This is a genomic window from Streptomyces sp. NPDC091416 (assembly GCF_044756845.1).
In the GTDB taxonomy this organism is placed as follows: Bacteria; Actinomycetota; Actinomycetes; order Streptomycetales; family Streptomycetaceae; genus Streptomyces.
In genome coordinates, this window is the sequence record NZ_JBIVTU010000003.1 from 516,559 (window position 1) to 542,275 (window position 25,717).

Annotated in this window: 20 protein-coding genes; 13 read left to right on the forward strand and 7 right to left on the reverse strand. The window is 70.7% G+C overall.

Annotated features, from left to right (window positions below):
* Positions 1–56 precede the first annotated feature (56 nt).
* Positions 57–236: a hypothetical protein gene (locus tag ACIQMX_RS12865; protein WP_402477229.1), complete on the forward strand. Its 180-nt coding sequence runs from the start codon at positions 57–59 to the stop codon at positions 234–236.
* 292 nt (positions 237–528) lie between these two features.
* On the opposite strand, the gene ACIQMX_RS12870 is transcribed toward ACIQMX_RS12865, so the two are convergent.
* On the reverse strand, positions 529–1,572 hold the full coding sequence (locus ACIQMX_RS12870; protein WP_402477231.1) for a LacI family DNA-binding transcriptional regulator: 1,044 nt from the start codon (positions 1,570–1,572) through the stop codon (positions 529–531).
* A 115-nt stretch (positions 1,573–1,687) separates the two neighbouring features.
* Here ACIQMX_RS12870 and ACIQMX_RS12875 point away from each other — a divergent pair, with 115 nt between their 5' ends.
* Positions 1,688–2,539 (forward strand): phytanoyl-CoA dioxygenase family protein, encoded by an 852-nt coding sequence (locus ACIQMX_RS12875; RefSeq protein ID WP_402477234.1) that lies wholly within the window; start codon positions 1,688–1,690, stop codon positions 2,537–2,539.
* Between the two features lie 417 nt (positions 2,540–2,956).
* On the opposite strand, the gene ACIQMX_RS12880 is transcribed toward ACIQMX_RS12875, so the two are convergent.
* On the reverse strand, positions 2,957–3,550 hold the full coding sequence (locus tag ACIQMX_RS12880) for a TetR family transcriptional regulator (protein ID WP_363069481.1): 594 nt from the start codon (positions 3,548–3,550) through the stop codon (positions 2,957–2,959).
* Between the two features lie 72 nt (positions 3,551–3,622).
* Between ACIQMX_RS12880 and ACIQMX_RS12885 the strand changes: the two genes are divergently transcribed.
* From ACIQMX_RS12885 to ACIQMX_RS12920, 8 genes are all read left to right on the forward strand, one after another.
* Positions 3,623–4,153 carry a GNAT family N-acetyltransferase gene (locus ACIQMX_RS12885; RefSeq protein ID WP_402477507.1) on the forward strand — a complete coding sequence of 177 codons (531 nt, stop codon included), beginning with the start codon at positions 3,623–3,625 and terminating at the stop codon, positions 4,151–4,153.
* 667 nt (positions 4,154–4,820) lie between these two features.
* The gene (locus tag ACIQMX_RS12890) at positions 4,821–6,332 is read left to right on the forward strand and encodes a cryptochrome/photolyase family protein (protein ID WP_363069483.1); all 1,512 of its coding nucleotides are present in this window, start codon (positions 4,821–4,823) and stop codon (positions 6,330–6,332) included.
* Positions 6,333–6,416: 84 nt separating this feature from the next.
* A complete protein-coding gene (locus ACIQMX_RS12895; protein ID WP_402477239.1) occupies positions 6,417–7,577 on the forward strand; it encodes a spore photoproduct lyase family protein in 1,161 nt (386 codons plus the stop codon).
* A 505-nt stretch (positions 7,578–8,082) separates the two neighbouring features.
* Positions 8,083–8,622 (forward strand): ArsR/SmtB family transcription factor, encoded by a 540-nt coding sequence (locus tag ACIQMX_RS12900; protein ID WP_402477241.1) that lies wholly within the window; start codon positions 8,083–8,085, stop codon positions 8,620–8,622.
* Positions 8,623–8,639: 17 nt separating this feature from the next.
* Positions 8,640–9,911, forward strand: coding sequence for an MFS transporter (locus ACIQMX_RS12905; protein ID WP_402477510.1), 1,272 nt, complete (start codon positions 8,640–8,642; stop codon positions 9,909–9,911).
* Between the two features lie 160 nt (positions 9,912–10,071).
* Positions 10,072–10,977, forward strand: coding sequence for a radical SAM protein (locus ACIQMX_RS12910; protein WP_363069489.1), 906 nt, complete (start codon positions 10,072–10,074; stop codon positions 10,975–10,977).
* On the forward strand, positions 10,970–12,214 hold the full coding sequence (locus tag ACIQMX_RS12915; protein WP_402477245.1) for a methionine adenosyltransferase: 1,245 nt from the start codon (positions 10,970–10,972) through the stop codon (positions 12,212–12,214). The genes ACIQMX_RS12910 and ACIQMX_RS12915 overlap by 8 nt, the downstream gene beginning before the upstream one ends.
* 150 nt (positions 12,215–12,364) lie before the next feature.
* Positions 12,365–15,301: a hypothetical protein gene (locus ACIQMX_RS12920; RefSeq protein WP_402477248.1), complete on the forward strand. Its 2,937-nt coding sequence runs from the start codon at positions 12,365–12,367 to the stop codon at positions 15,299–15,301.
* 45 nt (positions 15,302–15,346) lie between these two features.
* Here the strand turns inward: ACIQMX_RS12920 and ACIQMX_RS12925 are convergent, their stop codons facing one another.
* From ACIQMX_RS12925 to ACIQMX_RS12945, 5 genes are all read right to left on the reverse strand, one after another.
* Positions 15,347–15,970, reverse strand: coding sequence for a hypothetical protein (locus ACIQMX_RS12925; RefSeq protein WP_402477251.1), 624 nt, complete (start codon positions 15,968–15,970; stop codon positions 15,347–15,349).
* The gene (locus tag ACIQMX_RS12930) at positions 15,967–16,386 is read right to left on the reverse strand and encodes a hypothetical protein (protein WP_402477254.1); all 420 of its coding nucleotides are present in this window, start codon (positions 16,384–16,386) and stop codon (positions 15,967–15,969) included. The genes ACIQMX_RS12925 and ACIQMX_RS12930 overlap by 4 nt, the downstream gene beginning before the upstream one ends.
* A 29-nt stretch (positions 16,387–16,415) precedes the next feature.
* Complete coding sequence (locus ACIQMX_RS12935) at positions 16,416–17,708, reverse strand: CHAT domain-containing protein (protein WP_402477257.1); 1,293 nt, start codon at positions 17,706–17,708, stop codon at positions 16,416–16,418.
* 126 nt (positions 17,709–17,834) lie between these two features.
* The gene (locus ACIQMX_RS12940) at positions 17,835–21,266 is read right to left on the reverse strand and encodes a hypothetical protein (protein ID WP_402477260.1); all 3,432 of its coding nucleotides are present in this window, start codon (positions 21,264–21,266) and stop codon (positions 17,835–17,837) included.
* 334 nt (positions 21,267–21,600) lie between these two features.
* The gene (locus ACIQMX_RS12945) at positions 21,601–22,119 is read right to left on the reverse strand and encodes a hypothetical protein (protein ID WP_402477262.1); all 519 of its coding nucleotides are present in this window, start codon (positions 22,117–22,119) and stop codon (positions 21,601–21,603) included.
* Positions 22,120–22,397: 278 nt separating this feature from the next.
* On the opposite strand from ACIQMX_RS12945, the gene ACIQMX_RS12950 reads away from it, so the two are divergent.
* The 3 genes from ACIQMX_RS12950 to ACIQMX_RS12960 all read left to right on the forward strand — a co-directional run bounded on the left by ACIQMX_RS12950 (position 22,398) and on the right by ACIQMX_RS12960 (position 25,577).
* Positions 22,398–22,931: an AAA family ATPase gene (locus tag ACIQMX_RS12950; protein ID WP_363069568.1), complete on the forward strand. Its 534-nt coding sequence runs from the start codon at positions 22,398–22,400 to the stop codon at positions 22,929–22,931.
* 160 nt (positions 22,932–23,091) lie between these two features.
* Positions 23,092–24,741, forward strand: a complete 1,650-nt coding sequence (locus tag ACIQMX_RS12955) for a sigma-70 family RNA polymerase sigma factor (RefSeq protein WP_363069505.1) — start codon at positions 23,092–23,094, stop codon at positions 24,739–24,741.
* A 431-nt stretch (positions 24,742–25,172) separates the two neighbouring features.
* Entirely contained in the window at positions 25,173–25,577 is a 405-nt protein-coding gene (locus tag ACIQMX_RS12960) for a type II toxin-antitoxin system PemK/MazF family toxin (protein WP_363069507.1), read from the forward strand.
* Positions 25,578–25,717 lie beyond the last annotated feature (140 nt).

Genomic DNA, 25,717 nt, shown 5'->3' on the forward strand with positions numbered 1-25,717 from the left:
ACTCGACGCCCGGCCCTCGCCGCGCCCCGCCACCCCGCCTGCGGAACTCGCCGGAGGTGTCCGGAGCGGACATCGAACTCCTCGCCGTGCGCGAGGCGCGGCGGCCCCGGCGGGCTGCGGAACTCGGCACGGCGGAGCTGCGCCCGCGCTCCACCACGCGGCGCACGGTGCTGGGCGGACGGTGCAGCTTCAGGCCTGCGAAGGCAGCGGCAGCCGAGATCAGCCCCACCGGCTGAAGATGCCGCAGTACCGGCCGGTCGTGACGGCCTTCTCGACCACTGCGCCGACATGGGTGCATCCAAGGGCTGTCCCGCGGTGTCGGAATGCCCGAATACATCCAGTATGCGGGCGCCCCTCCGCCTTGCGATGCACCGCATCTGACGCCGCGCGCTGATCCACCAGGAATTGCGGGACAGCCCTTGGGCCCTGGGCGGCCAGCCAGGTGTCGGAGTAGTACGTGTCGCACGCGTCGAAAGCCGCAGGAAGAGGCGCTCCTCGTGCCCGTACCGGCTGTCCGGCGACGGCGCCTCATGGCGCAGGGCTGTCACCCGCGGAGGCAACGGGCATGGTGCTGGCGCGTATCACCAAGCGGTGCGGGGCCGTGAGGTCCGAGGGAGGGACCTCATTGTCCGGACTGTAGATCCGATCTGCCAGGCACTGCAGGGCGAGCCGAGCGATCTGCCGTTTGTCGGGGGAGACCGTGGTCAGCGTCGGGCGGCCGTACCGGCCGTCCTCGATGTCGTCGAACCCGACGACCACGAGTTCCTCCGGAACCCGTACGCCCCTTTGGTACGCCATGTGCAGTACCCCCAGGGCCAGTTCGTCACTGAAGGCGAACACGGCGTCCGGGATCCCGCCGCCACTGTCGAGCAGGTCCGCCAGGGCCAGGGCACCGTCCTCGCGGTGCAGGGTGTCCACCGGGCGTTCCCACTCCGGCCGGGGCTCGATGCCGGCCCGTCGCAGCGCCCTGCGATAGCCCTCGGCGCGCAGGTCGGACGTTCCGTTGTGCAGATGTGGCTGCAGGCCGACGGCCGCGATACGGCGGCGCCCCAGTGTCAGCAGGTGAGTGGTGGCCTCATCGGCGGCGCTCACGTTGTCGACGGCCACGCGGTCGGCGTACCCCTGAGGGCTGCGCTCGCCGAGCAGCACGATCGGTAGAGATCTCGCGGTCGACGCCAGCTCCTGAGCGGTCAGCGCCCACGGACTGATGATCAAACCGTCCATCACGCGTCCACCGCTGCCGGTCAGCAGGCGGCGTTCCGCCTCGGCGTCCCCCAGCGTCTGATCGATGATCACGGTCCACGAGCGTTTCCGCGCCTCCTCCACGATCAGGCCCGCGAGCTCCGCGAAGTAGGGGGAGTGCAGCTCCGGGATGGCCAGCCCGATGATGCCGGTGCGACCGGCCCGCAGGCTGCGCGCGGCGAGGTTGGGCCGATATCCCAGTTCGTCGATCGCCTCCTGGACCCGTCGACGGGTTTCCGCCGCGACCCGCGCGGAACCGCTGACCACGTTCGACACGGTGCGTGCCGAAACCCCGGCGCGGGCGGCTACATCTTTCAGGCTGCTGCTCACCACGCCATCCTGACATGCCGCCGCCGGTGGGGATCAAGATTCTTGACCACGGCTGTTGCAACGTTGAAATCATCGTTGCAAAATGTCTCGGACAGTCTGCTGCAAGGAGGAACGCATGAGCCCGCACGCGCACCCCGGGATCTCTCCCGCCGATCTCGACGCGAACGTGAGTCTCGAGGTCGAGGCTCTGTACTCACTCGGCATCACGGCCCGCAAGGGTGCGTTCACCACGGAGTGGGCCGACCGTCTTCGCGAGGACATCGAGGTGGCTTTCCGGGAAGCGCTGACCCGGCCCGGCGGTACCGTCGGACGTGGTCCGCACCGCTACTACGTGGAGATCCATCCCGAGCAGCTGCGTGGCTTCGTCGAACTCGTCGACCATCCCTGGGTGCGCTCGGTCTGCGAGGCGGTGCTCGGCGCCGACTATCGCATCGTCGAGCTCGGCTTCGACGTACCGCTCGAAGGTGCGGTCAACCAGCCCTGGCACCGGGATTTCCCGCTCCCCGAGGAGACCCGTGCGGAGGGACGGCTCACCTCCCTGGCCTTCAACGTCACCGCCGTCGACACGGAGGAGGACATGGGCCCCTTCGAGATCGCGCCGGGCACTCAGTGGGATGACAGCCCGGAGTTCGGACACGGCATGTTCCCGCCCCGGTCCCACTATCCGCGTTACGAGGAACGCGCCGTGCGCAAGTACCCCCAGCGCGGCGACATCTCGGCGCGCAGCGCTCTCACCATCCACCGCGGAACGCGGAACGACTCCGCGAAATCCCGGCCCGTGCTGGTTCTGGGGGTGGACGGTCCCGAGGCCGCCAACAGCGCACGGCATGACACTGCGGTGACCCGTGCGTTCTGGGAGGCGCTGCCCGAGCGGGTCCGGCGCCATCTGCACTGCCCGGTCGTCGACGACCTGACACCCATCACCCAGAAGCACACCATCGAAGGCCTGGTCATGGGCGATTCCTGAGCATGGCGGCGCGGCGGGGCGCGATCGTCTCCCGGCAAACGAGGACATGCCCACCTCGGGCATGTCTGCCGCGACCCACGCCGCCCGGGCCGTCCCGGCCCCCGGGCGGAATGCCATCCGGCCACGGCACAGGCATCATCTCAGGCGCGCTGCTGCACCTGCGCGAGGATCTGGGACGGACCTCTCGTGGGCAGGAGGTGGCCGTCGGCGTCGTCCCGCTCGGAGCCATGGCCGGGGCACTCGTCTTGGGGCGGCCGGCCGCTCGGCACGGACAGCGCAAGGCAGTGATGGCGGTCGCGGTGGTCCCCGCCCTGTGGGCGAGGGCCGGCGTCGCGGCGTCCGGCGTGAACAGCCCCATCGCGGCTTTCGCCCGCACGTACCTGTGCGCATGCGCGGCAAGCGCGATTGGCGGAGCTTTCAGTCGTGTGCGCTGTCGTCGCGCAGGAGTGCGAGCTGGTGCGTGACGGCCTCGGTGAGCCGCTTCTCGTCGTCGGTGGCGAGGAGGTCGAGCAGGGCGCCCCGCAGTACCGCCAGGGCCAGGGTGCGGTGGGTGGCGCCGTGCTGACTGTCGCGCTCGGACGGCGGCTGGAAGCCGGCGAGGACCTTGAGCCAGTCTTCCACCGTCGCGCGCGCGAACCCGGCCCACGCTCCTTCGGGCTGGAGGAGGGAGCGCGTGTATGCCTCGGCCCACAGGCGCAGAAGCGGCCGGTGTTCCCGCGCGGCGAGCCACGTCCAGACCTGTTCCGCCGCGGGTACGAGTCCGGCGGGGCGACCGGGCTGCCCGGCCCGGTCCAGGAGTGCCAGCTCGTCGGTGCGGGCGCGCGCCAGCAGCGCCCTCAGCAGGCCGTCCTTGCTTTCGAAGAGGAAGAGCAGGACCCGTGGGCTGGACCCGATGGCCTCGGCCAGCGGGCGCAGTGACAGGTCGGCCAGGCCGTGGGCGAGGGCGTACTGGTAGGCGGCCTCCAGTAGCTCGGTCTGCCGGGCGGAGGGGTTTGGCGCTTCCTGTGACATGCGGATAGTCTAACTGAAACAACTGTTTCAGTAGCGTGAGCGGAACGATCACGCGGACCCGGAGAGCAGCTCATCGTGCAGCAGGATCAGAAGCAGGCAGACGTGCGTCGTGCCGACCGTCCCGGTGATCTGGGATGGGTGGTGATGGCCCACGGCGAGGCCTACGACCAGCAGTTCGGCTGGAACAGTGACTTCGAGGTGCTGGTCGCCGGGATCGTCGCCGACTACGGGAGCAAGCACGACCCGGCCCGCGAGGCGGCCTGGATCGCCGAGGTCGACGGCCGACGCGTGGGCTGCGTCTTCCTCGTCGCGGGGCCCCGGCCGGAGGTGGCCAAGCTCCGGATCCTGCTCGTAACCCCGGAGGGAAGGGGCCGTGGTCTCGGGAAGCGCCTGGTCGGGGAATGCCTCTCCTTCGCCCGTGAGGCCGGCTACGAGCAAGTGACCTTGTGGACCAACGACGTGCTGTCGACGGCGCGCAAGATCTACCAGGGCTTCGGATTCACCCTCGCCGACCAGGAGCACCATCACAGCTACGGCCACGATCTCGTCGGTCAGAACTGGATCCTCGACCTGCGTACGGGCACGGCTGACGCACGCGGGTGACCGGAGACCGGCACCGGAAGGCGAGGGCTCACCAGCAGGCCCCCTCGGTGCAGCCGAGGACCGCGCCGGCACGACTCCCACCTCCACGCAGACGCCGGAAGGTGCTGAGTAACCCTCCGCCGTCGGCATGCGCGGCACGGGTCGCGGGTTCGTCGGCTGCCGCCGCGCGCACCCTCGGGCCCAGGGCCGGTCGGCGCCGGGTTCCCCGGCGCCCCGAAGCCTTCGGCCGGGCAAACTGCGTACATACGGCCCGAGGGCGACGTCCATGCCGTTCCGTGCGGCAACGACGTCGCTGCCGTGGCCGAAGCAGTACGCCCCCGCGCGGAGGCGGGTTTCGCAGAGATCTCCCCGGCCCGAATCGGCGGTGCCCACCAGCATTCATCCGGGCCGACGACTGCTCGAAGCCGCATTCGAGGTCGAGTTCCGCAGCCACCGTCGCGACCCGCTCCACAGCTGGGTGGGACGGCCGGCGCGAGCGGCTCGCCGCCCTTACCACCGATCCGTCGTGCCGTGGCGGGCTTGGCCGTGTGGGGCGCCCGGCGTGTGCCGCCCGCGCCCCGCACCGTGGTGCGCTTTGATCTGTGGACACAGGACGCGGCGCGGAGCGATCCGGCCGGGAACCGGCACGTCACCGGTCGGACATCAGTCCGTCAAGGGAGCGCTCGGCATGATCCAGCAAGAATCCGGCACGCCCCACTGGTTGTTCGGCGACCAGCTGGGCCCGCATTTCGTTGACCCGGCGCGGGGTGGTCCGCACCGGGAGGCGCCGCTCCTGATGATCGAGTCCCGGAGTGTCTTCCGCCGGAGGCGCTTCCATCGCGCCAAGGCGCACCTGGTCCTCTCGGCGATGCGCCACCGGGCCGCCGAGCTGGGGGACCGGGTGCACTACGTCAAGGCGGAAACCTACCGTCAGGGACTGCGCGAGGCGGTGGGAGATGCTCCGGTGACCGTCCACCACCCCACGTCCCACAAGGCTTACGCCTTCGTGCGTGCGTTGCCCTCCGTGCGGGTCCTGCCGGCACGTGGGTTCCTCGTGAGCCACGACGAGTTCAGGCACTGGGCGGACGGCCGCGGCACGAAACACCTCCGTCAGGAGGACTTCTACCGATGGGTCCGCCGGACGCATGATCTGCTGATGGAGGGTGACCGCCCCGTCGGCGGGCGGTGGAACCTGGACCACGACAACCGGCAGCCCCCGCCTCGCGGCGTCACGGACCTGGGCGTACCGGCCGCCTACCGGCCCCGCGAGAGCGAGATCGACGCCGAGGTACGGTCCGACCTGGACCGGTGGTCCCGCGACGGGGACGTACAGTTCGTCGGCGATGACGCACCGCGCGGCTTCCCCGCCACGCGCCGGGAGGCACTCGCCGGACTCCGGCGCTTCGTGGAACACCGGCTCGCCACATTCGGGGCGTACGAGGACGCGGTTCTGGCCGGGGACCCGACGATGAGCCACAGCCTGCTGTCGACGTCGCTCAACCTCGGGCTGCTGGACCCCGCTGAATGTGTCGAGCGCGCGGAGGCCGGCTGGCGGTCAGGCGACGTGCCGCTCAACAGTGCCGAAGGGTTCGTGCGGCAGATCGCCGGGTGGCGCGAGTTCGTGTGGCACGTCTATTGGCACTTCGGCGAACAGTACCGCGCGAGCAACGCTCTCGGTCAGCACGCGCCACTTCCCGACTGGTTCACGGAACTGTCCCCGGACGGCACGGGCGCGAACTGCCTGTCCCACGTCCTGGAGCAGGTCAGGACGACGGGCTGGACACATCACATTCCCCGCCTGATGATCCTGGGCAGTTTCGCCCTCCAACGAGGCTGGGACCCCCGGGCCGTCACCGACTGGTTCCACCGCGGCTTCGTCGACGGCTACGACTGGGTCATGGTCCCGAACGTGGTGGGCATGTCGCAGTACGCTGACGGAGGCCGCATGACCACCAAGCCCTATACGTCCGCAGGTGCCTACATCGACCGGATGAGCGACCTCTGCGGCGCCTGCCGTTACAAGCCCTCCGTACGGGTCGGCGAGGACGCCTGCCCCTTCACGGCCGGATACTGGAACCTCCTGCACCGCCACCGCGACCGGTTCGAACGCAACGCGCGGATGACCCGGGCGGTGCGCGGGCTGGACAGGCTCCGTGATCTCGACGCCCTGCTGGAGCAGGAACGCAACCGCCGCGACTGACCCCCTGGGTGCCACGCACATCACGGGGGCCTGCCTCTCCCGTGCACGCGCCTCAGGCCCTCGGGGAAGCAGGAAGGAAAGCGCATGGATGACCCCGCACGGGGTGAGCCCGGACAGCAGGCGCTGTTCGGGTGGCACGAGGACCCGGGCGCCGGCCCGCCCCTGATGTTCCGGGACTCGCCGCAAGCGCGCCGGATGCTGGACGTACGGGAGGTCTACGCCGAACCGGCGGCCCTGGACTCACCGCGTGGCCGGCAGATCATGTCCCGGGTGCCGGGAGCGCGCGTGACCGAGGTCGCGAGTCACTGGCGTATCCCCTCCCTGCACGGCAACGACGGCAACATCTCCCGATGGGTCCGCATCAAATCGGAGACGCTCGTCCTCGGGGTGAAGCACACCATCGAGACACGCCCCAACGGCAGGTCGGCCGACTGGATCGCCCCCGGCGCCTCCAACGGATGCGCTATGGCCTGCGCCTACTGTTACGTTCCCCGGCGCAAGGGCTACGCCAACCCCATCACGCTGTTCACCAACATCGAGGCGATCGTGGCCCACATCCGCCGCCACGTACGGGCTCAGGGGCCGAAGAAGGAGCCCAACGGGTGTGACCCCGAGGCGTGGGTCTACGACATCGGCGAGAACGGTGACTGCTCCGTCGACGCGTTGGTCAGTGACAACACGGCCGATCTCATTGCCGCGTTTCGCGGTCTGCCGACGGCGAAGGCTTCCTTCGCGACGAAGTTCGTCAATCCCGACCTGCTGGCACTCGACCCCCAGGGGCGTAGCCGGGTGCGCTTCTCCCTCATGCCGCCCGAGGACGCCCGGCTGCTCGACATCCGAACCAGCCCGGTCGCCGAGCGGATCGCCGCGGCTGCCGATTTCCTCGATGCCGGCTACGAGGTCCACTTCAACCTCTCGCCCGTCGTCCTGCGACCGGGCTGGCAGCAGGACTGGAGCACACTGCTCACCCACCTCGACGATGTCCTGCCCGCACGCGTGAAGCGGCAGGCGGCAGCCGAGATCATCATGCTGACCCACAACGAGTCCCTGCACAAGGTCAACCTGGGCTGGCATCCGCGCGCCGAGGAGGTGCTGTGGCAGCCCGCCGCTCAGGAGACGAAGCGCTCGCAGAACGGAGCACTCAACGTCCGGTACTCACTGGAGATCAAGCGGAAGTCACTGACCCGGATCCGGCAACTGCTCTCCACGCACGCACCGTGGCTGCGCGTCAGGTACGCCTTCTGAGTACGCGCCACCCCCACGGCCACCGCCCCGGCCACCGCCGAGGAACCGCTGGTTGATCGCCGGCACGTGCCGCGGGATCTGCCGCAAGCAGTGGCGAAGACCTGCCGGCAGCATCGAGCCTGGCTGCGGAAGCGCGCGGAACAGGCTCCTGCCCGAGACCCCTCACGCTCCTGCCTCTCGTGCTCGTCGAGCAACACCGAGCTCGTGGTTCTGATTGCGTCCGCCGGTGACGGCGCAATGTTCCCTTCGGCCGTTATGAGCACTCCTCCAGGATCAGCTCTGCCCGGCACTGGACGAAGGGTCTTGCGTCTACCGGCCGTCCGGCCTCACCTCGGTGCGAGTGGCTCCCTTCGGCGCAGGCCCGGAAAGGTCATGGGGCCACCCGGCCACGAAGGCCGGGGAGCCAGGTGAGCAGCCTCCGGGAGAACCGGGCTCATGGTGGTTTCAAGAGAGGACCGGGCAAACCCCCTTGACCAATGGTCAAGAACTGTTGACCATTGGGCTCATGCCTGCAGACGACCTTCCCGAGACGTTCCACGTCACCACGGACGAGCAACTACGCGCCCTTTCCAACCTCACGCGGCACCGGATCATGGCTGTGGTCCGCTTCGAGCCGGCGACGATCACGCAGATCGCCGACCGAGTGGGCCTCGCGAAGGGGAGCTCCAGCTACCACGTACGGCTGCTCGAGCGGGCGGGCCTGGTGAAGGTGGTGCGCACGAGGAAGGTCCGGGGGGTCACCGAGCGGTACTACGCGATGGCCGCGCGGTCGATCGTGCTGCCGGACCCGGGCGAGGGCGGGCCCGATGTGCTGATGCGGCATGCGGTGGCGGACCTGGAGGCGGCGCCGGCCGATGCCGGGCGGCATGTACGGATGGCGCATCTGCGGCTGACCGAAGCGCAGTTCGCGGAGCTGGGCGCACGGCTGGAGGCGCTCGCCGACGAGTACCGGGAGCTGTCGGACCCGTCGCTCCCCGACGCGTCGCTCGTCTTCGCGCTGTTCCACCCGACGCCGCGCGAGCAGACTCGGGGAGGTGCCGAGTGAGGTCAGCCGCCGAGAAACTGCCGACCGGGTTCGGACGGCTGTGGACTGCGCAGACGGTGTCCTCGCTCGGTGACGGGGTCTCGCACGCCGCTCTGCCGCTCCTCGCACTCACGCTGACGCGTGATCCGATGGCGCTGGCCGCCGTCACGGCCGCCGGAACACTTCCGTGGCTGCTCTTCGGAGTGCTCGGTGGTGCGCTGGTGGACCGCTGGGACCGTCGGCGCACGATGTGGGTCACGGACGCGGCACGCGCGGTGCTGCTCGCGCTCCCCGCAGCAGCGGCCGCGTTCGACGTGCTGAGCATTCCGCTGCTCGCAGCCGTCGCCTTCCTGCTCGGCCTCGGCGGACTCTTCTTCGACACCGCGGCCACGGCCTATCTGCCGGATCTCCTGGGCCGCGACCCCGTACTCCTGGAGCGCGCCAACTCCCGTCTGCGGGGCACCCAGACCGCGGCCTCCGGCTTCGCGGGGCCGCCTGCGGGCAGCGCCCTGCTCGCACTCGGCCGGGCGGTTCCGCTCCTCGCCGACGCGGTGTCCTTCGCGCTCTCCGCACTTCTCGTACGGTCGCTTCCCGCCGCACCCCGGCCCGTACCGCAAGCACACGAGTCGCTGCTGCGGCAGGCGCGGGCCGGTGTCTCGTACGTCTTCCGGGACCGGCTGCTGCTCGGGCTCGCGCTGCGCCCGGCGGTAGGCAACATCGCCTTCCTCGCGGTGGAGACCGTACTCGCCCTCTTCGCGCACGATCGGCTCGGCATCGGCACGTTCGGCTTCGGCCTGCTCCTCACGGCGGAGGCCACCGGCGGTCTCCTCGGCGCGGGCATCGCCTCCTTGCTCGGCCGGCGGCTGGGCACCGGCACCGCGCTCACCTGCACGGCCGCAGTCGAGGGGCTCGCCGTCCTCGGCCTCGCCGTCGCCCCGAACCCGTACATCGCCGGTCTCGCGCTCGCCGTCTGCGGAGCGGGCATGGGTGCCACGATGGTGCTCGGCCCCTCCCTGCGGCAGACGATCGTCCCCGCCCATCTGATGGGCCGCGTCGCCTCCACCTCCCGCATGCTCGCCATGTGCGCCGCCCCGTTCGGCGCCTTCCTCGGCGGCTGGCTGGCCTCCGCCTACGACGTGCGCACCCCGCTCTACGCCGCCGCCGGCCTGCTCCTCACCATGACCGCCGTCACGGCGACCATGACCAGCAACCGTCAGGTCGAGGCGGCGCTGCGCGCTGTCGCTCCATCCGGTGTCCGGGATCGGCCGGATTCCTGCGATTCCGTTCAGGAGGAAGCTCGTTCACGGTAGGCGGTGAGGCGCTCGGGTCCGGATGGGTACCGGAGGCGATCCGGGCGCAGGCAAGGTGTGCCGGGCTGGCTGCCGGTTCGGATACTTGTGAAGAAAATGCAGACAAGATGTGATGGCTTGGCTAGGCTCACGCGCCAATCTCCTGTGAAGGCGGTGCGAGATGCGTAGATCTGCACTCACTCAACAAGAGGCGCCGTGGGACTTGGAGTTCGACTGGCATCTGACCAACAGGTGCAATTTCGACTGCCTGTACTGCCACCCGCACATCAAGCACGTGCTCAACAAGCGCAATATGCGGGAACCGGCGCCCGACCTGGTAGTACGGCGCTTCGACGAACTCGGGGGCCGTTGCCTGATCCATATGTCGGGCGGGGAACCCCTGATGTATCCGGGCTTCACCGAACTGGCCGCCGGACTTGTGCGCCGCCACCACATCAGCATCAACACGAACCTCTCCCACAGCACTCTCGTCCATGAATTCCGCACCCGTGTATCCCCCGGCAAGGTGGTGAAGATCGCCGCCGCTCTTCACGTCGAGGAGCGTGAGCGCCTCGGCATCCCGACCCGGCAGTTCGTCCGCGATGTATGCGCCCTGGCCGGTGACGGCTTTCCCGTCGCGGCCCTGTACATCCTGTACCCGCCCCTGCTGCCCCGCGCGGCGGAGGACCTCGCGGCGCTGCGGGAGGGGGGAGCAGCCGACGTGCAGGCGAAGGTTTTCAAGGGCGTCCACGGCGGCAGGCGCTACCCGGAGGGCTACTCCGATCAGGAGCGGGAACTGGTGGCGGCCCTCTCGGGCGGCTACCGCTTCAACCAGCCGTACCTCAACGAGAAACTCACCTTCCGTGGGCGGGACTGCGCGGCGGGACGCACATCGTTCAAGATCACTGTGACGGGAGAGGTCCGCCGCTGCGCTTCGGTGCCGGGAGACTACGGAAACCTCTACGACGGGACTTTCCGCCCGTCCGCTGACAGTGCCCCCTGCCCCGCCCGCCGTGTCCTGGTGCTGACGCAGTGCCACGCGTACCTGGAGCCGCAGCCCGCCGGGGGAGAAGGTGCACATGCGTAGCGGGGCCGACCGCATCAGTCTGTCCTTCGATGCCCGTGATCCTGATCAACGGGCCATCGACGTGGCCGAATTCAAGGGGCGCGGTCATCCGGACTCGCTCGCCGACCGTATCGCCGACCAGTTCTCCCGCCGTTACGCGCGGCACACCACCTCGCAGTTCGGCGTCGTCGCCAACCACTGGGTGGACAAGGTCACGCTCGTCGGAGCCGGAGCGACGGTGGGGTTCGGCGGCTACGACATCCACAAGCCCGTCGACGGCTATCTGTTCGGGAAGGTGACCGAACGGATCGGAAACCGCACCCTCGACCTCGCGCGGATCTTCGAGGAAAGCTGCGCCGAGGTCTTCACCCAGTGTGTGGGAGACCCCGAACTGGTGCGTTACCTGCGGCTGCACGTCAACAACACCGAGGGCGTGGGACCTGACCACTCGCCGCACTTCTACCGCCCTGCCGGCCCCGGCAGTGTCAGCGACGTGCACGCCGAGGACCGTGTCGCCAACGACACCTCGGCCTGCACCGGCACGAGCCGGCTGGGGGCCGCCGGCCGCCTGGCCCGGGCTCTGGAGAACCGTGTCGCCGGCTACCGGGGCGAGCTGAGCGCCATCGGGACCGACGTCAAGGTCATGGTGGTACGGCGGGGAGACTCTCTCACCGCCACGCTCGCCGTGCCGGTACATCCACGAGCGGTTCGCGACGAGAGCGAGTACGCGGAGGTGATCGGGAGCGTACGACAGCGGATTCTGCGGGACGCGGGGGAACTGGTGGGCGCGCTCACGGCTGAGCCCTGGAAGCTCACCACGGTGAAGATCAACACGAAGGACCGGCCGGGGCGTGGCTACCTGGCGCCGTTCGGGACTTCCCTGGGTAAGGGGGACTGCGGCGCTGTCGGTCGGGGAAACCGCTACGGAGGCGCCATAGAGCCCCTGGCGGTGGCTTCGAGCGAAGCACCGGCAGGAAAGAATCCGTTGCATCACATCGGCAAGATCTACACCTGGCTCGCCCACGACATGGCGCGCCGCGTCGAGGCCGAGACCGGCCGCTACGCCGAAACGGTCGTCGTCTCGGACAACGGGAGTCCCTTGCACGAGGCCGCCTTCTGCCACGTCGCCCTGGCCGCCTCCCGCACGGGTGTCTCCGAGCAGCTCGTACGGAAGCTCTGGGACGAGGTCCTGACCCGTCTGCCCCAGTACACCGCTGCGTTCCTTGCCGGTCGGGAGCCGGGACACGATGGCTCGTAGGATCACGCCGGCCTCCCCGCATCGTGCGCCCGCCGGCATCGGCGCCGCGCACTCCCGGACTCCCACAGGCCCGCGGGGACCGGGTCACGGACTGTCAGCGGTCGCACGGGCTCTGTCCGGGATACTGGCCGTGACCCGGAGGAGGCGCTCATGGATCGCGATCACGATGCCCGGGAACCTTCCGTACACGGCCGTGCCCCGGCGCCGGACGACATCGCCGTGAACAGTGACAACGGCCTGTCACGGGCAGGGGCGGGCCAGCGGAGCGGCAGACTGACCGGCGCGGGACTGACGGCAGGATCCACCGTGTCCGGGACCGTCGGCGCAGTGGACAGCGCCGACGACCGAGCCCAGCAGGCAGCGGGCTTTTCCGCGCTCGGCGCACGACAGGGGCTGGACGGCCTGCTCGGCGAGGCCGTGGACACCATGTCGTACGCGGTCGGCCTGTGGCGTGAGGTGGATCGGGACGCTCCGGAGCAGGCCGGCGGACTGGCCGACGCACTGAGACTGTACGGCGCGCTGCTCGGCGGGGTGGGACGCTACGAAGCCGCGGCGGTTGCCGCACACGAGTCAGTGACCCTGGCGCGCACACGAGCGGCCGAGACGCCCCGGCCCTCGGCCGTCGTCTCACTCGCCCTTGCCCTGAGCGTTCTGGGGACGCACCTGATGCGGCTCGGGCGCGGAGCCGAGGGCATGGCCGCGGCCCGGGAAGCCACCGACATCGCCCGGTCCCTGTTCCGGGACGGCACCGGTGACGAAGGAGGAGGCGACGGCGACAGGGAGGCGAGGGACGTGGCCCTGGCCACGGCCCTGGGCAATCTCGGGCTCCACCTGCGGCAGGACAGCAGCCCCCGGGAGGCACTCTCCGCTGAGCGCGAGGCGAGCGAGGTCTGGCGACGACTGGCACGCGCAGATGACGCGTACGAGAGCGACCTGGCCGGCTCCCTGTCCAACCTGGGCATCCACCTGGCCGAGACCGGGACTCCTGCCGAGGGGCTGGCCGCGGAGGAGGAGGCGGTGGTCATCAGACGTGGCCTGACAGCCCGTTCGGCCCCGGCACACGAGAGCGACCTGGCCCGGTCCCTGTCCAACCTCGCGGTGCGACTGGTGGAGAACGACCGCTGGGCGGAGGCGGACGGCGCCTCCCGTGAAACCGTCGGGATCTACCGTCGTCTGGCCGACGCGCTGCCTGCCGTGCACACCACCGATCTCGCCCGTTCCCTGTCCCAGCGTGCCGGAATCGTGGCCCATGAGAGGGGCCCGCACCACGCGGTGGACCCGGCGGACGAGGCCGTCCGGCTCTACACCCGCCTGGCAGGCGCCAATCCCGAGGCTCATGACGAGGAGTTGGCCCGTGTTCTGGCCGCCAAGGGCCGGTACCTGACATCGGCGGGCGAGGCGGGACAGGCGGCCGCCGCCCTCACTGCCGAAGTGGAGGTCCGCAGACGGCTGAGCCGACGCCTGCCGCACCACACCGTAGAGCTGTTCGCGGCGCTCGAGCGCCTGGCGGGCCTGCTCGACAGCATGGAGAACCGGGAGGACAGCGCGGCGGCGCGCGCCGAGGCTGTTGACGTCCTCACCGAGTACGCCGACGACTTTCCCGAGGAGAGCGCGCCGCATCTGGCACTCGCCCTGATGCTGCGGAGCGAGCAGCTCGGTGACAACGGCGACTACGCAGCGGCGTTCGCCACCGGAGAACGGGGCATCGCCGTCATGCGGGGGCTGGTCGGACGAGGCGAGGACCTGTGGGGTGTCGACCTCGGCAACGCCCTGGCGAACAGCGCCTTGTGGCTCGCCGCGCTCGATCGCGACGCGGACGCCGTCGGCGCCGCCGACGAGGCCATCGCGCTCTACCACGCGCCCCCGGCTGCCGGCCCCCGGCTGCCACCGCAGTGGCTCGCGCGCATCCTGGGGCTGAAGGGGCGTGCCCTGTCGCGGCTGGGCCGCTACGAGGAAGCGCTCGCCGTCCACATCGGGCTGGCCGGGCTCCTGGAAGAACTGCTGGCCGTCGACCCGGCGGAACGCACCAGGAGTGAGCTCGCGGACGTTCTGGCAGTGATCGGCTCGATGACGTGCGCGCTGGGCGACACCGAGCGTGGGACGGAGTACCTGGAGCGGGCTCTGGAGGTCTACGCCCTGCTCACCGGAGTTGAGGCGGCAAGCTGCGCCGGGTCGCGTGTTGCTGTGCTGCTGGAGCTGACCTCCCTCGCGGAGAGCTCCGACGATCTCTCCCGGGCCGTGGCCCACACGGAACTCGCCGAGTCCGTGTGCCGTGGCACGCCCGCCGGGCCGACGACGGGGGAGGAGCTGCTGGCGAGCGTCCTGCGGCGCAGAGCCGCACTCCTGGCCCGGAGCGGCAGCCCCGTCGCCGCCGTGGACTGCCTGCGGGAGGCGGCGGGGATTCTCCGGGACCTGGCCGGAGACGGACACGGGGTGAGGACCGCGGTCGCGTGGGCCGAAGCCCTGGGCGAGCTGTCCGCGCTGCTCGTGGTCAACGACGACCTGGACGGGGCGCTTGACGCGGCCGGGCAGCAGACCGAACTGCTCTGCGCCGTACAGACGACGCATCCGGCCGAGGAGGTCCGGGACCGGCTGCTGAACGCCCGCAGCCAACTGCACAGACTGCTCCGCCGCGTTGCCGTGGCGTTGGTCCGCGACGGGCGCTCGGCCCTTCCCGCCCGGCAGGAGGCGGCGTCCGTCAAGGCCGCTTTCCTCGCTGCGCTGCGGGAGGCCGCGGCGGCCGACCCGCCGAAGTACGCACCTCACCTGCCGGCCGCGATGTATGAGCTCGGCGTCGACTTGCTGGTACTGCGGCGCTTCGAGGAATGCCGTGGCGTCGTCGAGGAGGGTGTCGAACTGGGGCGCCGGCTGTGGGGCGATGATCCGCACCAGAGGCATTGGCTCGGTCTGATGCTCGGTCTGTTGAGCGACTGCCGGAGAGGATCCGGTGAGGCGGGGCCGGCCCGCGCCGCCGCCGACGAGGCCGTCGAGGTATGGACTCGCCTGCGGGACGAGGGGCACCCCGCAGCGACCGACGCCCGGCTGGCGGAGGCGGTCTCGCGGATCGCGCCCGGCAGCCCCCGGTGAGCGGGCACGGTCCGGCCCCGGCCCGCGCCGGAGCACCGGGTGGCCTCAGCACGTGTCGACGGATGCCAGGCCCTTGGCGGTTCGCATGTTCACCCGCTGCTCACCGCCGGCCGTCTTCAGCACGAGTACGCCCCGGTCGAGCCGGACGACGGTGCCGCAGACCGGACCCGCGGGCGTCTGCACCAGGATCGACGGCTTCTCCCGTGCCGGCCCGTACCAGGTCGTGCCCACGGCTGCGACGAGCAGCAGGGTGCAGCCGACCGTTGCCAGCACGCCGCGGCGCAACGCACCGGCGGCGGCGAGCGCCTCGAGGTGGTCGGCGATGCGGGCGGGTTGCGGGTTGCGGGTCGGCGCCCGCAGCGGACTGCCGTGCGCTGCTCTGACCAGCAGCAACGCCCCGGCCGCCCCGGCGATCAGGGCGGCCAGGAGAAGGAGCCCGACGGCCGCCGCCCACCCGGAGGCCAGTTGGCCGATGTCCGACCGGCCCTTCACCAGGCCGAAGCCGATGAGCCCGGCCAGCAGCACACCCAGGCCGTTGCGCCATGCGAGTGCGGCTTCACGGACACGGGGCAGTTCGGTACGGAGCAGACGGTCGCGTTCCTGGGCGGCACGCAGATCGCCGGGGGTCGCGGGGGCGGGCCCGGGGGAGAGCCGGGGATCGCCGGTCACGGGCCGGGGTCCGGCAGCGGGGACGGCGTAGGCTGCCCCGGCGGTGGGGAGATGGTGAGGTTCCAGTAGGCACCGCACCCGACATGGTCCGGCGGACGGCCCGGATGCGGGCCCTCGCAGGTGCACATCATCGGCTCCACCTGAGGGCTGGGTGCGGACGGCCGCCCGCGGCCCCACATCGCCCTGGTGGCACCCAGCGTGTCGTCCACCACGAGCCGGAAGACGGCACTGACGACGGGTATGTCGATCACGGTGCGGCAGCGCGGACACGGACCCCGCACGATCTGCGTGCCGGGCTCCGGCTCCTCGATCGTGAACTTCTCGGACACCCACTCCGCGTACTCGGGGCGCGTGGTCTCGCGGTATTCGATCTCCGGCCCCGGATACGGCGCCTGTTCCTCGTCGCGGTCGGTCATTGGATCTCCCAGGAGGGGGAAGCGGTTCGTCAGGGACCTGTGTGGGTGAACGGAAGCCATGCGGCGGGTGGCAGCCGCTCGGTGTCGCGCAGACGGTGCACAGCCTCGTGCAGGGCCAGAGCGGAGCCGGCCGGATCGAACGTGCCCGCGGCCGTGAGCCGGGCGTACACCGATGCGGCGATCGTGGCAGCGGTCCGGTCGTGAACCGACCACAGGGTGCCGATCACGTGCCGGTATCCGGTGAGGTGCATCGCCGCGGTCAGTGTGATCGCCTCGTCGGGGAGCAGAACGCCGCCCACGGCCGTCTTGCACGCCGACAGAAAGGCGAAGTCCCCGTCGTGCCGGCCGGCGCCTATGTCCGCGATGGTCAGCACACCGTCGGTCAGAAGCAGGCCGCCGTGCGAGGGGTCGGCGAGATTCTGGTCGCCGTGGCAGGCGAAGTGCGCCCACCGGTGACGCGCCATGGCCGTGCGTACAGCCGGCACCGTGGCGTCGGCGGCCTGCAGCAGGGTGTGCGCGAAGGGGAAGAGCGCGCACAGCAGCGCGCTCTCGCCGGACGCCTCGGCCAGCTGCTCCTGGCCCGGTGCCTCGGGGACGGCGACGATCAGCAGGCGTTCGTCCGGGCCGGCCTGTGCGGCGGGACGGCGCGCATCGACCAGCGCCCGCAAAGTGGGGGTGTAGGAGGAGACCACCCGGTCCAGCACGCTGAGGCCCTCGGCCCGTCCGCGTTCGTCGTGGTGGCCGGCGGCGTGCAACGGCAGGAGGGCGAGCGGTCCGGTGGGGCACCACCACACGCGCGGCCACGGCTCGCCGGCCGGGGGAGGCGAGGTCAGACCCAGTTCGTCCAGGACGGGTTCGGCCACGGTCCGCCACAGCCACCGCAGGACGTCGGTGAACGTGGCGTCCCGTTGCCGGGTGGCGCGCTGCAACAGGGCCTTGGCCTGCGTGTACTGACGGATCACCAGAGGACTCCGGTCACCGTCGTCGTACCGGGCCCGAGCGCGAAACACCTCGAGCACCGCCCGGTCCACGTCCTCCAGCACGCGCAGATAGCCGAGGGTCTGCTCCTGGGCGGCGCTCTCCGTGAGGCCCGGAAGGTGTCTGTGCGTCACCCCGGCGGGACGCACGACGAGGGCGTCCCCCCGCAGCTTGCCGAGATTCACGATGACCACGGGCCCGCCGACGGCAGCCGGAAAGAGGGCATCGAGGGGAGGCGGCCGCAGGAAGTCGTCGTATCCCGCCGCGCGCACGGCATCCACCAGTCCGTCCCATGTGCGGGCCAGGGCCATTCGCTCATCGGCGGGGAACCCGGCTTCGGACATAGGGCGCGAACCCTCCACTTGTAGGGCGTGACGCTCCATATTCCACTGAACGCGTCTCGAAGGAAAGCGAGTTGGCGATTCTGGACCATCGCCCGCAGCAGCGGCCGCCACCCATCGGCTGCGGACTCAGGAACCCTCTGGCTGCCCGCGCAGGACCGGCTCCGACCGTCCTCCGGCGGCCCGGTCCAGGGCATCGAGACGGCCGCGCACCTCCTCCAGGCGCGCGGCCAGATCAGGATGCGTGGCCCGCACGTCGTCCAGACTGGTGCGGGTACGCAGCACTCCCGCCCACAGCACGTTGCGACCCTGCTCCAGGAGAGCCACGGCCGTCTCCGGCTGTCCGGCGTCGAGAGCTGCGGCGGCGGCATGGCGGGCGATGCCCTCGTACCGGCGGAGGTGGGACTCGCGCAGCGACCGGCCCAGTCCGAACCAGACGGCGATCGGCAGGAGACCGACGGCCGTCGTCCACGCCTCGAGGGCCCTGGGCTGGCGCTGCCGGCTGCTCTCCAGATGTCCCCAGTGCACCGCGGCTCTGAGCCGCCCGTCCGGCGGCCCGTCCGGCGCCTGCGCGGCGTCGCGGAGATGGCCGGCGGCCTCGCGGAGGTGCGATGCCCGGCCGGTACGGTCCGCGAGGGTCTCCAGGATCCGGGCGAGCAGGATGCGGGTCTCGGCGTGGTGCACCCAGCCCGCGGTGCGGGTGGCCGCTGCCCGCCGCGCGTACGAGGCCGCCGACTCCAGGGCGCCCTCGGAGCCGTGGGGGCCCATGCCGCGGTGCTGGTGCGCCCGCGCGAGGTTCAACAGAGCCATGGAGTGCTGGGTGTGACCCGGCCGGGTGCGGTCGACGATGTGAGCGTACGTATGCGTCGCTTCCCGCAGATCGAGGTCGTCCGCGCCGGTCCGCTGCCGTACCAGCAGCGCCATGGCCAGCGACTGCGCGTAGCGAAGCTCCTCACTGTGTCCGTCCGGCGCGGTGGCCACCGCCTCGCGTGCGGCCGCCACCGCGAGATCGGCCACCGCTCGTGATCCCGGGTGGCCGGAGTCTTCCTGCGCGAGGCCGATGGCCGCGGAGGCGAAGTGGATCAGGCGTCTCGGACGCTCCCGGTGGCCGGCCGGGGTCAGGGTGACGGCCTCGAGGCTCACCTCGTACGCCCGCCGGAGTTCGGCCGGATCGCCGTGGTGCGCGGCCCTCAGGCGCAGAGCCATGCCCAGGTTGCTGAGCGCAGTCGCCCGGTCGGCCGGTGACAGGTCGTTGAGCACGCTTTCGTGCAGCGCGATGGCCCGGTCCAGATCGGTGACGACTCCAGTGATCCCGTACCGTCCGGTCAGGCCGGAGGCGAGGGTGGCGATGTGCTCTCCCCCCTGCGGCGATCCCGCCCGGTGCGGGCTCGGTCCGGTCTCGCTGCCGATGCCGTCGACGTGCTCCGTTTCGCCGATGCGCTGGAGCGTGCCGATCGCCTCGTCCAGATCGCCGACGTCGCCGCTGAACTCCTGCTGCCGTATGAGGCCCTGGGCCAGGGCGAGCCGCGCTCGCGCCCGATGGCGGGGGGAGGCGCCGGGCTGTGAGACCAGTCGGCGTGCCACGGCGATCGCCTCGGTGAGCGCGTCCATGTCGTCGGTCTCCTCGAAGAGGATGTGCAGGAGGTGCACGTGGGAGAGAACCGCGGACAGTTCCGGCCCGGTCCATGGCGGCGCGGTGGCGGTGCGCACCTCGGCGACGACCTCGCGCACGGCGTCCACGTGCTCGTGGAACTCCCCGGCCACCCGGGCGGCCATGGCCAGCACGTTCAAGCGCGCCAGGTTTGCGGGGTCGCCGCGCCGCAGCCGCCACGCGAGCGCGAGCGCCTCCCCGGCGGCGTCCTGATCACCCTCCATGCCGAGGTCCATGAGCAGCGACGAGAGCTCCCGCACCGACTCGGTGTCGTCCGGCTCCGACTCCGTCGCGGCACGCCACTGCGCCGCGGCCTCCTGTCCATGGGACGGGCTCCGGGTCCGGGCGAACCGGGCACCGAGGGACCGCGCCAGCGCCTTGCGGGTATCGAGGTCCGGCGACGTCGCCCCGGCGTCCCGCAGAGCGTCGAGGAAGAGGCGGAAGCCGGGAAGCGCCGAGTCCTCGCCGTGCTCGTACAGCCGGACCAGCACCGCGGACAGGCGGCGCGCGCTCCGCCGGGTGTTGTCCCGGTCGGTGGACCGCTCCAGCGCTTCGCGGAGCGCGGCCGCTGCCGCCTCGCTGTCGGGCACCGAGCCGGTGACGCGTCCACGCTCGGAGAGGGCGAGGCCGAAGGCCGACAGCGCGTGCGGGTGACGGCTGCTGCGGTCCAGAGACCGCTTCGCGTGGTCGATGGCCGTGTCGATGCAGCGGCGCTGACGGTTGTGGCCGAACGCGTTCGCCAGCCCTTCCGCGAACAGTGCGTCCGCGACCCACCCGTCCTCGGCCGTCTCGCACACCTCACTGATCAACTCGACTGCCGAGGCCGGCTCGACGGCGAAGACGCGTTCGGCACTCCGGGCCAGCAGAACCAGGAGCCCGGGCCGGTCCTCGTTCGCGGTGCGCAGCGCCTCGGCGTAAGCCCTGGCCGCCGCCTCTGCTGCTTCTACGGAAGACGAGGAGACGCCGCTCTCGTCGTCCGCGCGACGCGCCCACCCGTCGCCCAGGGCCCGGAAGAAACGATGCCGCTGCCAGTTGTCGGGTTCGACCAGCTCCACGGCGGCCCGCACGTGAACGAACGCCTCATCGGCGCCGGCGCTGTCCTCACGCTTCTCGGCCAGCGAATACAGCGCTTGGGAGAGATTCAGCCGGGCCAGAGCCTCCCCCGGCCGTCCGGCCGAGATGCGGACCGAGAGCCTCAGCACGTCCACCGCTTCGGCCAGGTCGTGCTCCGCCTCCGCGAGGGTGCCCCGGGCCAGCAGACAGCCTCCGAAGTTTGCGAGCAGGTCGACGTCGATATCGTCGGTGACCGCGTTCGGCGCGCTGATCCTTGCGTGCAGCAGACGGCCCAGTTCGATCGCCTCTGTGAGCCATGACGGTTCGCGCGTCACCTCGGACAACGTCTTTCCCACGGCGAGCAGAGTGCGGGCGGCGCTCCTCCAGTGCGTCGGGTCCGGTGAGATCTCCATCGCCAGACGGGCAATGCGGGCGGCGAGATGCAACTGCCCGGCGTCGCCGCCCCGGACGTGGCCGAGGTAGAGGGCGGCGCCGAGTTCGTTCGTCAGCCGTGCGTGGTCGGCCCGAAGCGCCGCAAAGGTCTCGGCCGCGGCGGGGTCCGCGAACTCCGCCGTCTCCACGACGTCGCGCAGTGCCCGGTACCTCTCGAGGCAGGCCGGCACGTCGAACAGAGCACCGGTCACGAGGTGGTAGGTGAGCACCGGGACAAGCGCGTCGGGCCGGATGAGGAGCGCTCCGGCGGCACCGGGGCGCACGCCGGCATCCTCGACCCGTGCGGCGAGCGCCACCGTGTCCTCTTCGAGCAGCAGGGACGGCCTGCTGGAATACGCCTCAACGACGATCGCGGCCAGTAATGCTGCCGCCTCGTCGGTGCCTGTGCCGGGATCGGACTCCATGCCCCAGTATGACCGCCCCCGAAGGCGGAACCGAGCCGCTCGCTCCCCCATCGACAGCCACGGCCGGCGGGCCACGCCTGACCGTGAGTACGGCCTTCCGCGGAAGACCGCTGTCAGGCCGTCGCGGGGCGAGCGGTGCGCCCGGGACCAAGACGGCGTTGCCGTTCGGCGTGCTTGCTCCGGTGGGTCCTCAGCCGGTCGTCCGGGTGGGTCTGACCGGTTTTGAGCATCATGAGGCCGAGGGCGCTCTCCTCATGAGAGGTATCCGCCGAAATGTCCTCACCCATCGGCCGTCCGGCCGGGCACGCGGTGCTGACCGGGCGCCGTCCGCACGTCAGCTGCGTTCGGCGGTCATGGAGTCGAAGGTCTGTCGCATCAGCTGGTCGATGGTGCCGGGCCGTTCGGTCATGGAGTCGAAGAGGTCAGCGAGGAGCCACAGCACGAAGCTGTGCACCAGTGCCTCGTTCGGCGGGATCGGCCCGAACCGATCACGCCACGCCACGGTGTCCATACCCATGGCCGCCGCCATGAGAACGCCGGTGGCCATGGGCACCTGAACCGGGTCCGCCGTCTCGAAGGTGGGGAGCTTGCGGATCACAGCGGGGATCAGATCGCTGAGGGGATCCAGGCGGTCGTTCCTTCCCTCCTGCTCGACGATCAGGTAGCCGGTCAGCACACCCACCAGAAAGACCGTTCCCCGGGAGACCTCCTCGGGCCCGTAGGCGTCGATCGCACCCTGGACGCGTTCCTGCGCCTGCCGGCGCTCATTCGCGGAAGTGCGCTTCTCCAGGACTCGGCAGGAGTCCCACGCCGCACGGATCGCTTCATCTGCGACCACGCCGTCATCACTCATGACGCAACCGTAGTGAGAGAACCACGTGCCGTCGAAATCCTGGAGCAGCCCGTCGGCTGGAAGCCTGATGAGGGCCATGCCCCGGCGGCGGCTACTGCGGCGCCGGCTGCGTGAGCGCACCCTGGTGTCGGGACACCGCAGGTACGGCACCCCGCACACCGCACCCGTGACCTGCGGGTACACCAGGGCGGGGCTGAAGGGCGCGCGGTGGCACCTCCACGCCGCAACCCGGCCGAAGCCCTTGAAGGGCCGGTGCCGCCGGTAGCGTGGTGCAGATGATGGTGGGCAGCACGGAGACCAGGCTCGTAGTCCTGCGCGGCAACAGCGCCTCGGGCAAGTCGTCGGTCGCGGCGGGGATCCGGGAGAGATTCGGCCGCGGTCTGGCGCTGGTCGGCCAGGACAACCTTCGCCGGGTCGTCCTGCGCGAACACGACCGCCCCGGCGCCGCGAACATCGGCCTCATCGACACCGTCGCCCGCTACAGCCTCGATGCCGGGTACCACGTCGTCCTCGAAGGCATCCTGTACGCAGACCGCTACGGACAGATGCTCCAGCAATTGCGCGCCGACCATCGCGGGCACACGCACTGCTACTACCTGGAGGTCCCCTTCACGGAGACCGTGGCCAGGCACGCGACCAAGCCCATCGCGGACGAGGTCGATGAGAGGCAGCTGCGCGAGTGGTACCGGCCGCTCGATCTCCTGCCCGGCAGCATCGAGACCGTCATCCACGCCGACAGCGTCCTGGCGGACACCGTCGACCGCATCCTGCACGACACCGGCCTCGCCCGGCTCCCCACGCCGGAGCACTGACCGGCGGGGCGGCGAGCGAGCCGGTGCAGTCCAGTGACCTGTGCGCCTGACAGAGGCCGATGCCAGAATTCGCGGCCGGAAGAACTGTTATGCGGGCCGCCTGCGACGGTCTCCCAGTCATCGGACATCATCAGCGGCTGACGGACAGGGAAGTTCTTACATGAGCAATCAGCACACGACGGCCCCAGAAGCTCTGGTGCATGCTGCTCGCAACGGGGACGTAGAAGCGCAGGACGCGCTGGCGAGCGCGTACCTTCCGCTCCTCTACAACATCGTGGGCCGAGCGCTGAACGCTTCGTCGGACGTGGACGACGTGGTGCAGGACACCATGCTGCGTGCGTTGGACGGCCTGAACGGTCTGCGGACCCCGGAGAGCTTCCGCTCATGGCTGGTGGCGATCGCGATGAATCGCATCCGCGCGCACTGGCAGGACCGCATGGCCGCTCCGGGCGCACTGGAGGAGGCCGGTGAGGTCGCCGACCCCGGGGCCGACTTCGTCGATCTGACGATGGTGCGGCTGCAACTGTCCGGACAACGCCAGGAGACAGCGCGGGCGACGCGGTGGCTGGAGCCCGACGACCGGAGTCTGCTGTCGCTGTGGTGGCTGGAGTGCGCGGGGGAGCTGACCCGGACCGAGGTCGCCGAGGCCCTTCGGCTCTCGTCGCAATCCACTGCGGTCCGAGTGCAGCGGATGAAGGCGCAGCTGGAAACGGCCCGCGTCGTTGTGCGGGCGCTCGACGCGCAGCCGCCGTGCCAGGAACTCCGCAGGACCCTCACCGGATGGGACGGCCGCCCCTCGGCACTGTGGCGCAAACGCATAGCCCGGCACGCGCGTGACTGCGTGCGGTGTGCCGGAATGTGGAGGGGCCTCATGCCTGCCGAGGGACTGCTCGCGGGGCTGGCGCTGGTGCCGGTGCCTACGAAGCTGCTCGCCCTGTACTCGGCGCAGGACGGGAGGATGTCACCCATTGCCGCTGGACGGCCCCTGGACACGGCGGCGAGCGCTGGCCCGACAGCTGCCCCGCGCGGGCGGCACCGCTCTCCGGGCAGCCGGAACCCGAGCGGCCGAAGCTCGCCGCGTGCCGTCGCACGCCGCCGCCGGAACCGGCGTCGGGCGGTCGGTGGCGCGGTGCTGGCAGCCTGCATGACCGGCGGGGGCCTGTGGTACATGTCCCTCGGGCCCGGAGAAAGCAGTCGCGGCGACAGCACGGCACGCACCCCGGCGGGACCCATCGCTGACCTCGCGGCCCCCGAAACCGCTGCCCCCACGTCACCGCCGCCGCTGCCGTCGGCATCGGTGTCCGCGGAAGCCTCGCCCTCCGCGAAGCGAAGCGCCTCCGCCGCCGTCAGCCGCATGCCGAAGAAGACCGTCGCTCCGAAGCCGACGATGACGCGTGTGCCAGCAGCCTCCACCACACCACCGGCACCCGTGAGTCCCCGGGCCCAGATCGTCACCCTGGTCAACAAGGAACGGACGGCGGCCGGATGCGGCGTGCTCACGGAGGACGCACAACTCACGGACGCGGCGCAGCGCCATTCGGACGACATGGCAGCCCGCGATTTCTTCGATCACACCAACCCCGACGGCGCCGGTCCCGGACAGCGCGTCACCGATGCCGGATACCGCTGGTCGACGTACGGCGAGAACATAGCCCGGGGCCAGCAAACGCCTGAATCGGTGATGGAGTCGTGGATGAACAGCCCCGGTCATCGCGCCAATATCCTCAACTGCTCCTTCAAGAACATAGGGATAGGCATCCACAAGAGTGCCGGCGGGCCGTGGTGGACCCAGGACTTCGGCGCGAGATGACCTGCCGGCAGCGGCTGCCAGCCCCAGGATCAGCTTTTTTCGGTGCTGGTCCACTACGCCGTCACACACATCGCCGCGGCCCCGGTCGGCGACCCCCATCGGCCCGCCCGAGCAGATGCTGCACGCCGTCCGGGACCCGCTCCCCGGCCCACCCGGCGATGGTCCAGCAGTCTTCGCGCGACAGATACGACAGCAGTCCGATCACCAACGTCCGCACCCGCAAACGGGGTTCGACCCGTGTGAACCGTCCCGCTGTCCAGCTCATCGGGCCCTCGAACGCCTCCGCCGACGGGCAGGGTCTACGCTGTGACCTGGGGCCACCACATGATCGTTTGCCTGCACACGCCGATGATCAACAAGTGGCCGCACCCGTCTCCACAGCGCGTCGGACTCGCGCAGCGTCCGCCCGCCGTCCTGTGTCAGGAGGACATGTGCAACGTGGCGAGGTCTGGTGGGTGGAGTTCGACGAGCGGCGGCCGGTCGTGCTGCTGTCGGGAGACGACGCGTCCGGGATCCGGGTGATGCAGGTCGTCGCTCCGGCGGGTGTCGACATCATCGGTCTGGGCGTCGAAGTGGCAGTAGGCGCCGTGGAAGGACTGCCCTTTGAAGGCGTGCTCCGCTGCGCGTTCCCGCGTCCGGGCCTTACCCCCTGCACGTGGCTGACCACCGTGTCCCGGGACGACCTGATCGAGCGGGCGGGTGCCCTGTCCTCCGCGAAACTCAGCGAGATCGACAACGCCCTCCGTCTCGGTGAGCAGGCGAACGAGTGGACCCCGGCGACGACCGCGAAGCTCGGCGAGCTGAGGAACGCACTCCGTCCCGGCGGACTTGGTTAAGGGCTGCCCCGAGGCGGAGAAGGAAACGGCCGCCCGCGACGGCATGGTCGGTCTCGTCCAGATGATCGACGCCGCCTGCCCGGCTCGTCCCCTCCGATCGCCGTGTGCACGCGGCGACGCGGCAGACGGCCATGGTGCGA

Excerpts from the sequence above, each read along its gene's own strand:
- ACIQMX_RS12920 (WP_402477248.1), top strand. The coding sequence starts at position 12,365 with ATGGATCGCGATCACGATGCCCGGGAACCTTCCGTACACGGCCGTGCC.
- ACIQMX_RS12930 (WP_402477254.1), bottom strand. The coding sequence starts at position 16,386 with ATGACCGACCGCGACGAGGAACAGGCGCCGTATCCGGGGCCGGAGATC.
- ACIQMX_RS12955 (WP_363069505.1), top strand. The coding sequence starts at position 23,092 with ATGAGCAATCAGCACACGACGGCCCCAGAAGCTCTGGTGCATGCTGCT.
- ACIQMX_RS12940 (WP_402477260.1), bottom strand. The coding sequence starts at position 21,266 with ATGGAGTCCGATCCCGGCACAGGCACCGACGAGGCGGCAGCATTACTG.
- ACIQMX_RS12935 (WP_402477257.1), bottom strand. The coding sequence starts at position 17,708 with ATGTCCGAAGCCGGGTTCCCCGCCGATGAGCGAATGGCCCTGGCCCGC.
- ACIQMX_RS12895 (WP_402477239.1), top strand. The coding sequence starts at position 6,417 with ATGGATGACCCCGCACGGGGTGAGCCCGGACAGCAGGCGCTGTTCGGG.
- ACIQMX_RS12910 (WP_363069489.1), top strand. The coding sequence starts at position 10,072 with ATGCGTAGATCTGCACTCACTCAACAAGAGGCGCCGTGGGACTTGGAG.
- ACIQMX_RS12875 (WP_402477234.1), top strand. The coding sequence starts at position 1,688 with ATGAGCCCGCACGCGCACCCCGGGATCTCTCCCGCCGATCTCGACGCG.
- ACIQMX_RS12890 (WP_363069483.1), top strand. The coding sequence starts at position 4,821 with ATGATCCAGCAAGAATCCGGCACGCCCCACTGGTTGTTCGGCGACCAG.
- ACIQMX_RS12900 (WP_402477241.1), top strand. The coding sequence starts at position 8,083 with ATGCCTGCAGACGACCTTCCCGAGACGTTCCACGTCACCACGGACGAG.
- ACIQMX_RS12945 (WP_402477262.1), bottom strand. The coding sequence starts at position 22,119 with ATGAGTGATGACGGCGTGGTCGCAGATGAAGCGATCCGTGCGGCGTGG.
- ACIQMX_RS12880 (WP_363069481.1), bottom strand. The coding sequence starts at position 3,550 with ATGTCACAGGAAGCGCCAAACCCCTCCGCCCGGCAGACCGAGCTACTG.
- ACIQMX_RS12915 (WP_402477245.1), top strand. The coding sequence starts at position 10,970 with ATGCGTAGCGGGGCCGACCGCATCAGTCTGTCCTTCGATGCCCGTGAT.
- ACIQMX_RS12950 (WP_363069568.1), top strand. The coding sequence starts at position 22,398 with ATGGTGGGCAGCACGGAGACCAGGCTCGTAGTCCTGCGCGGCAACAGC.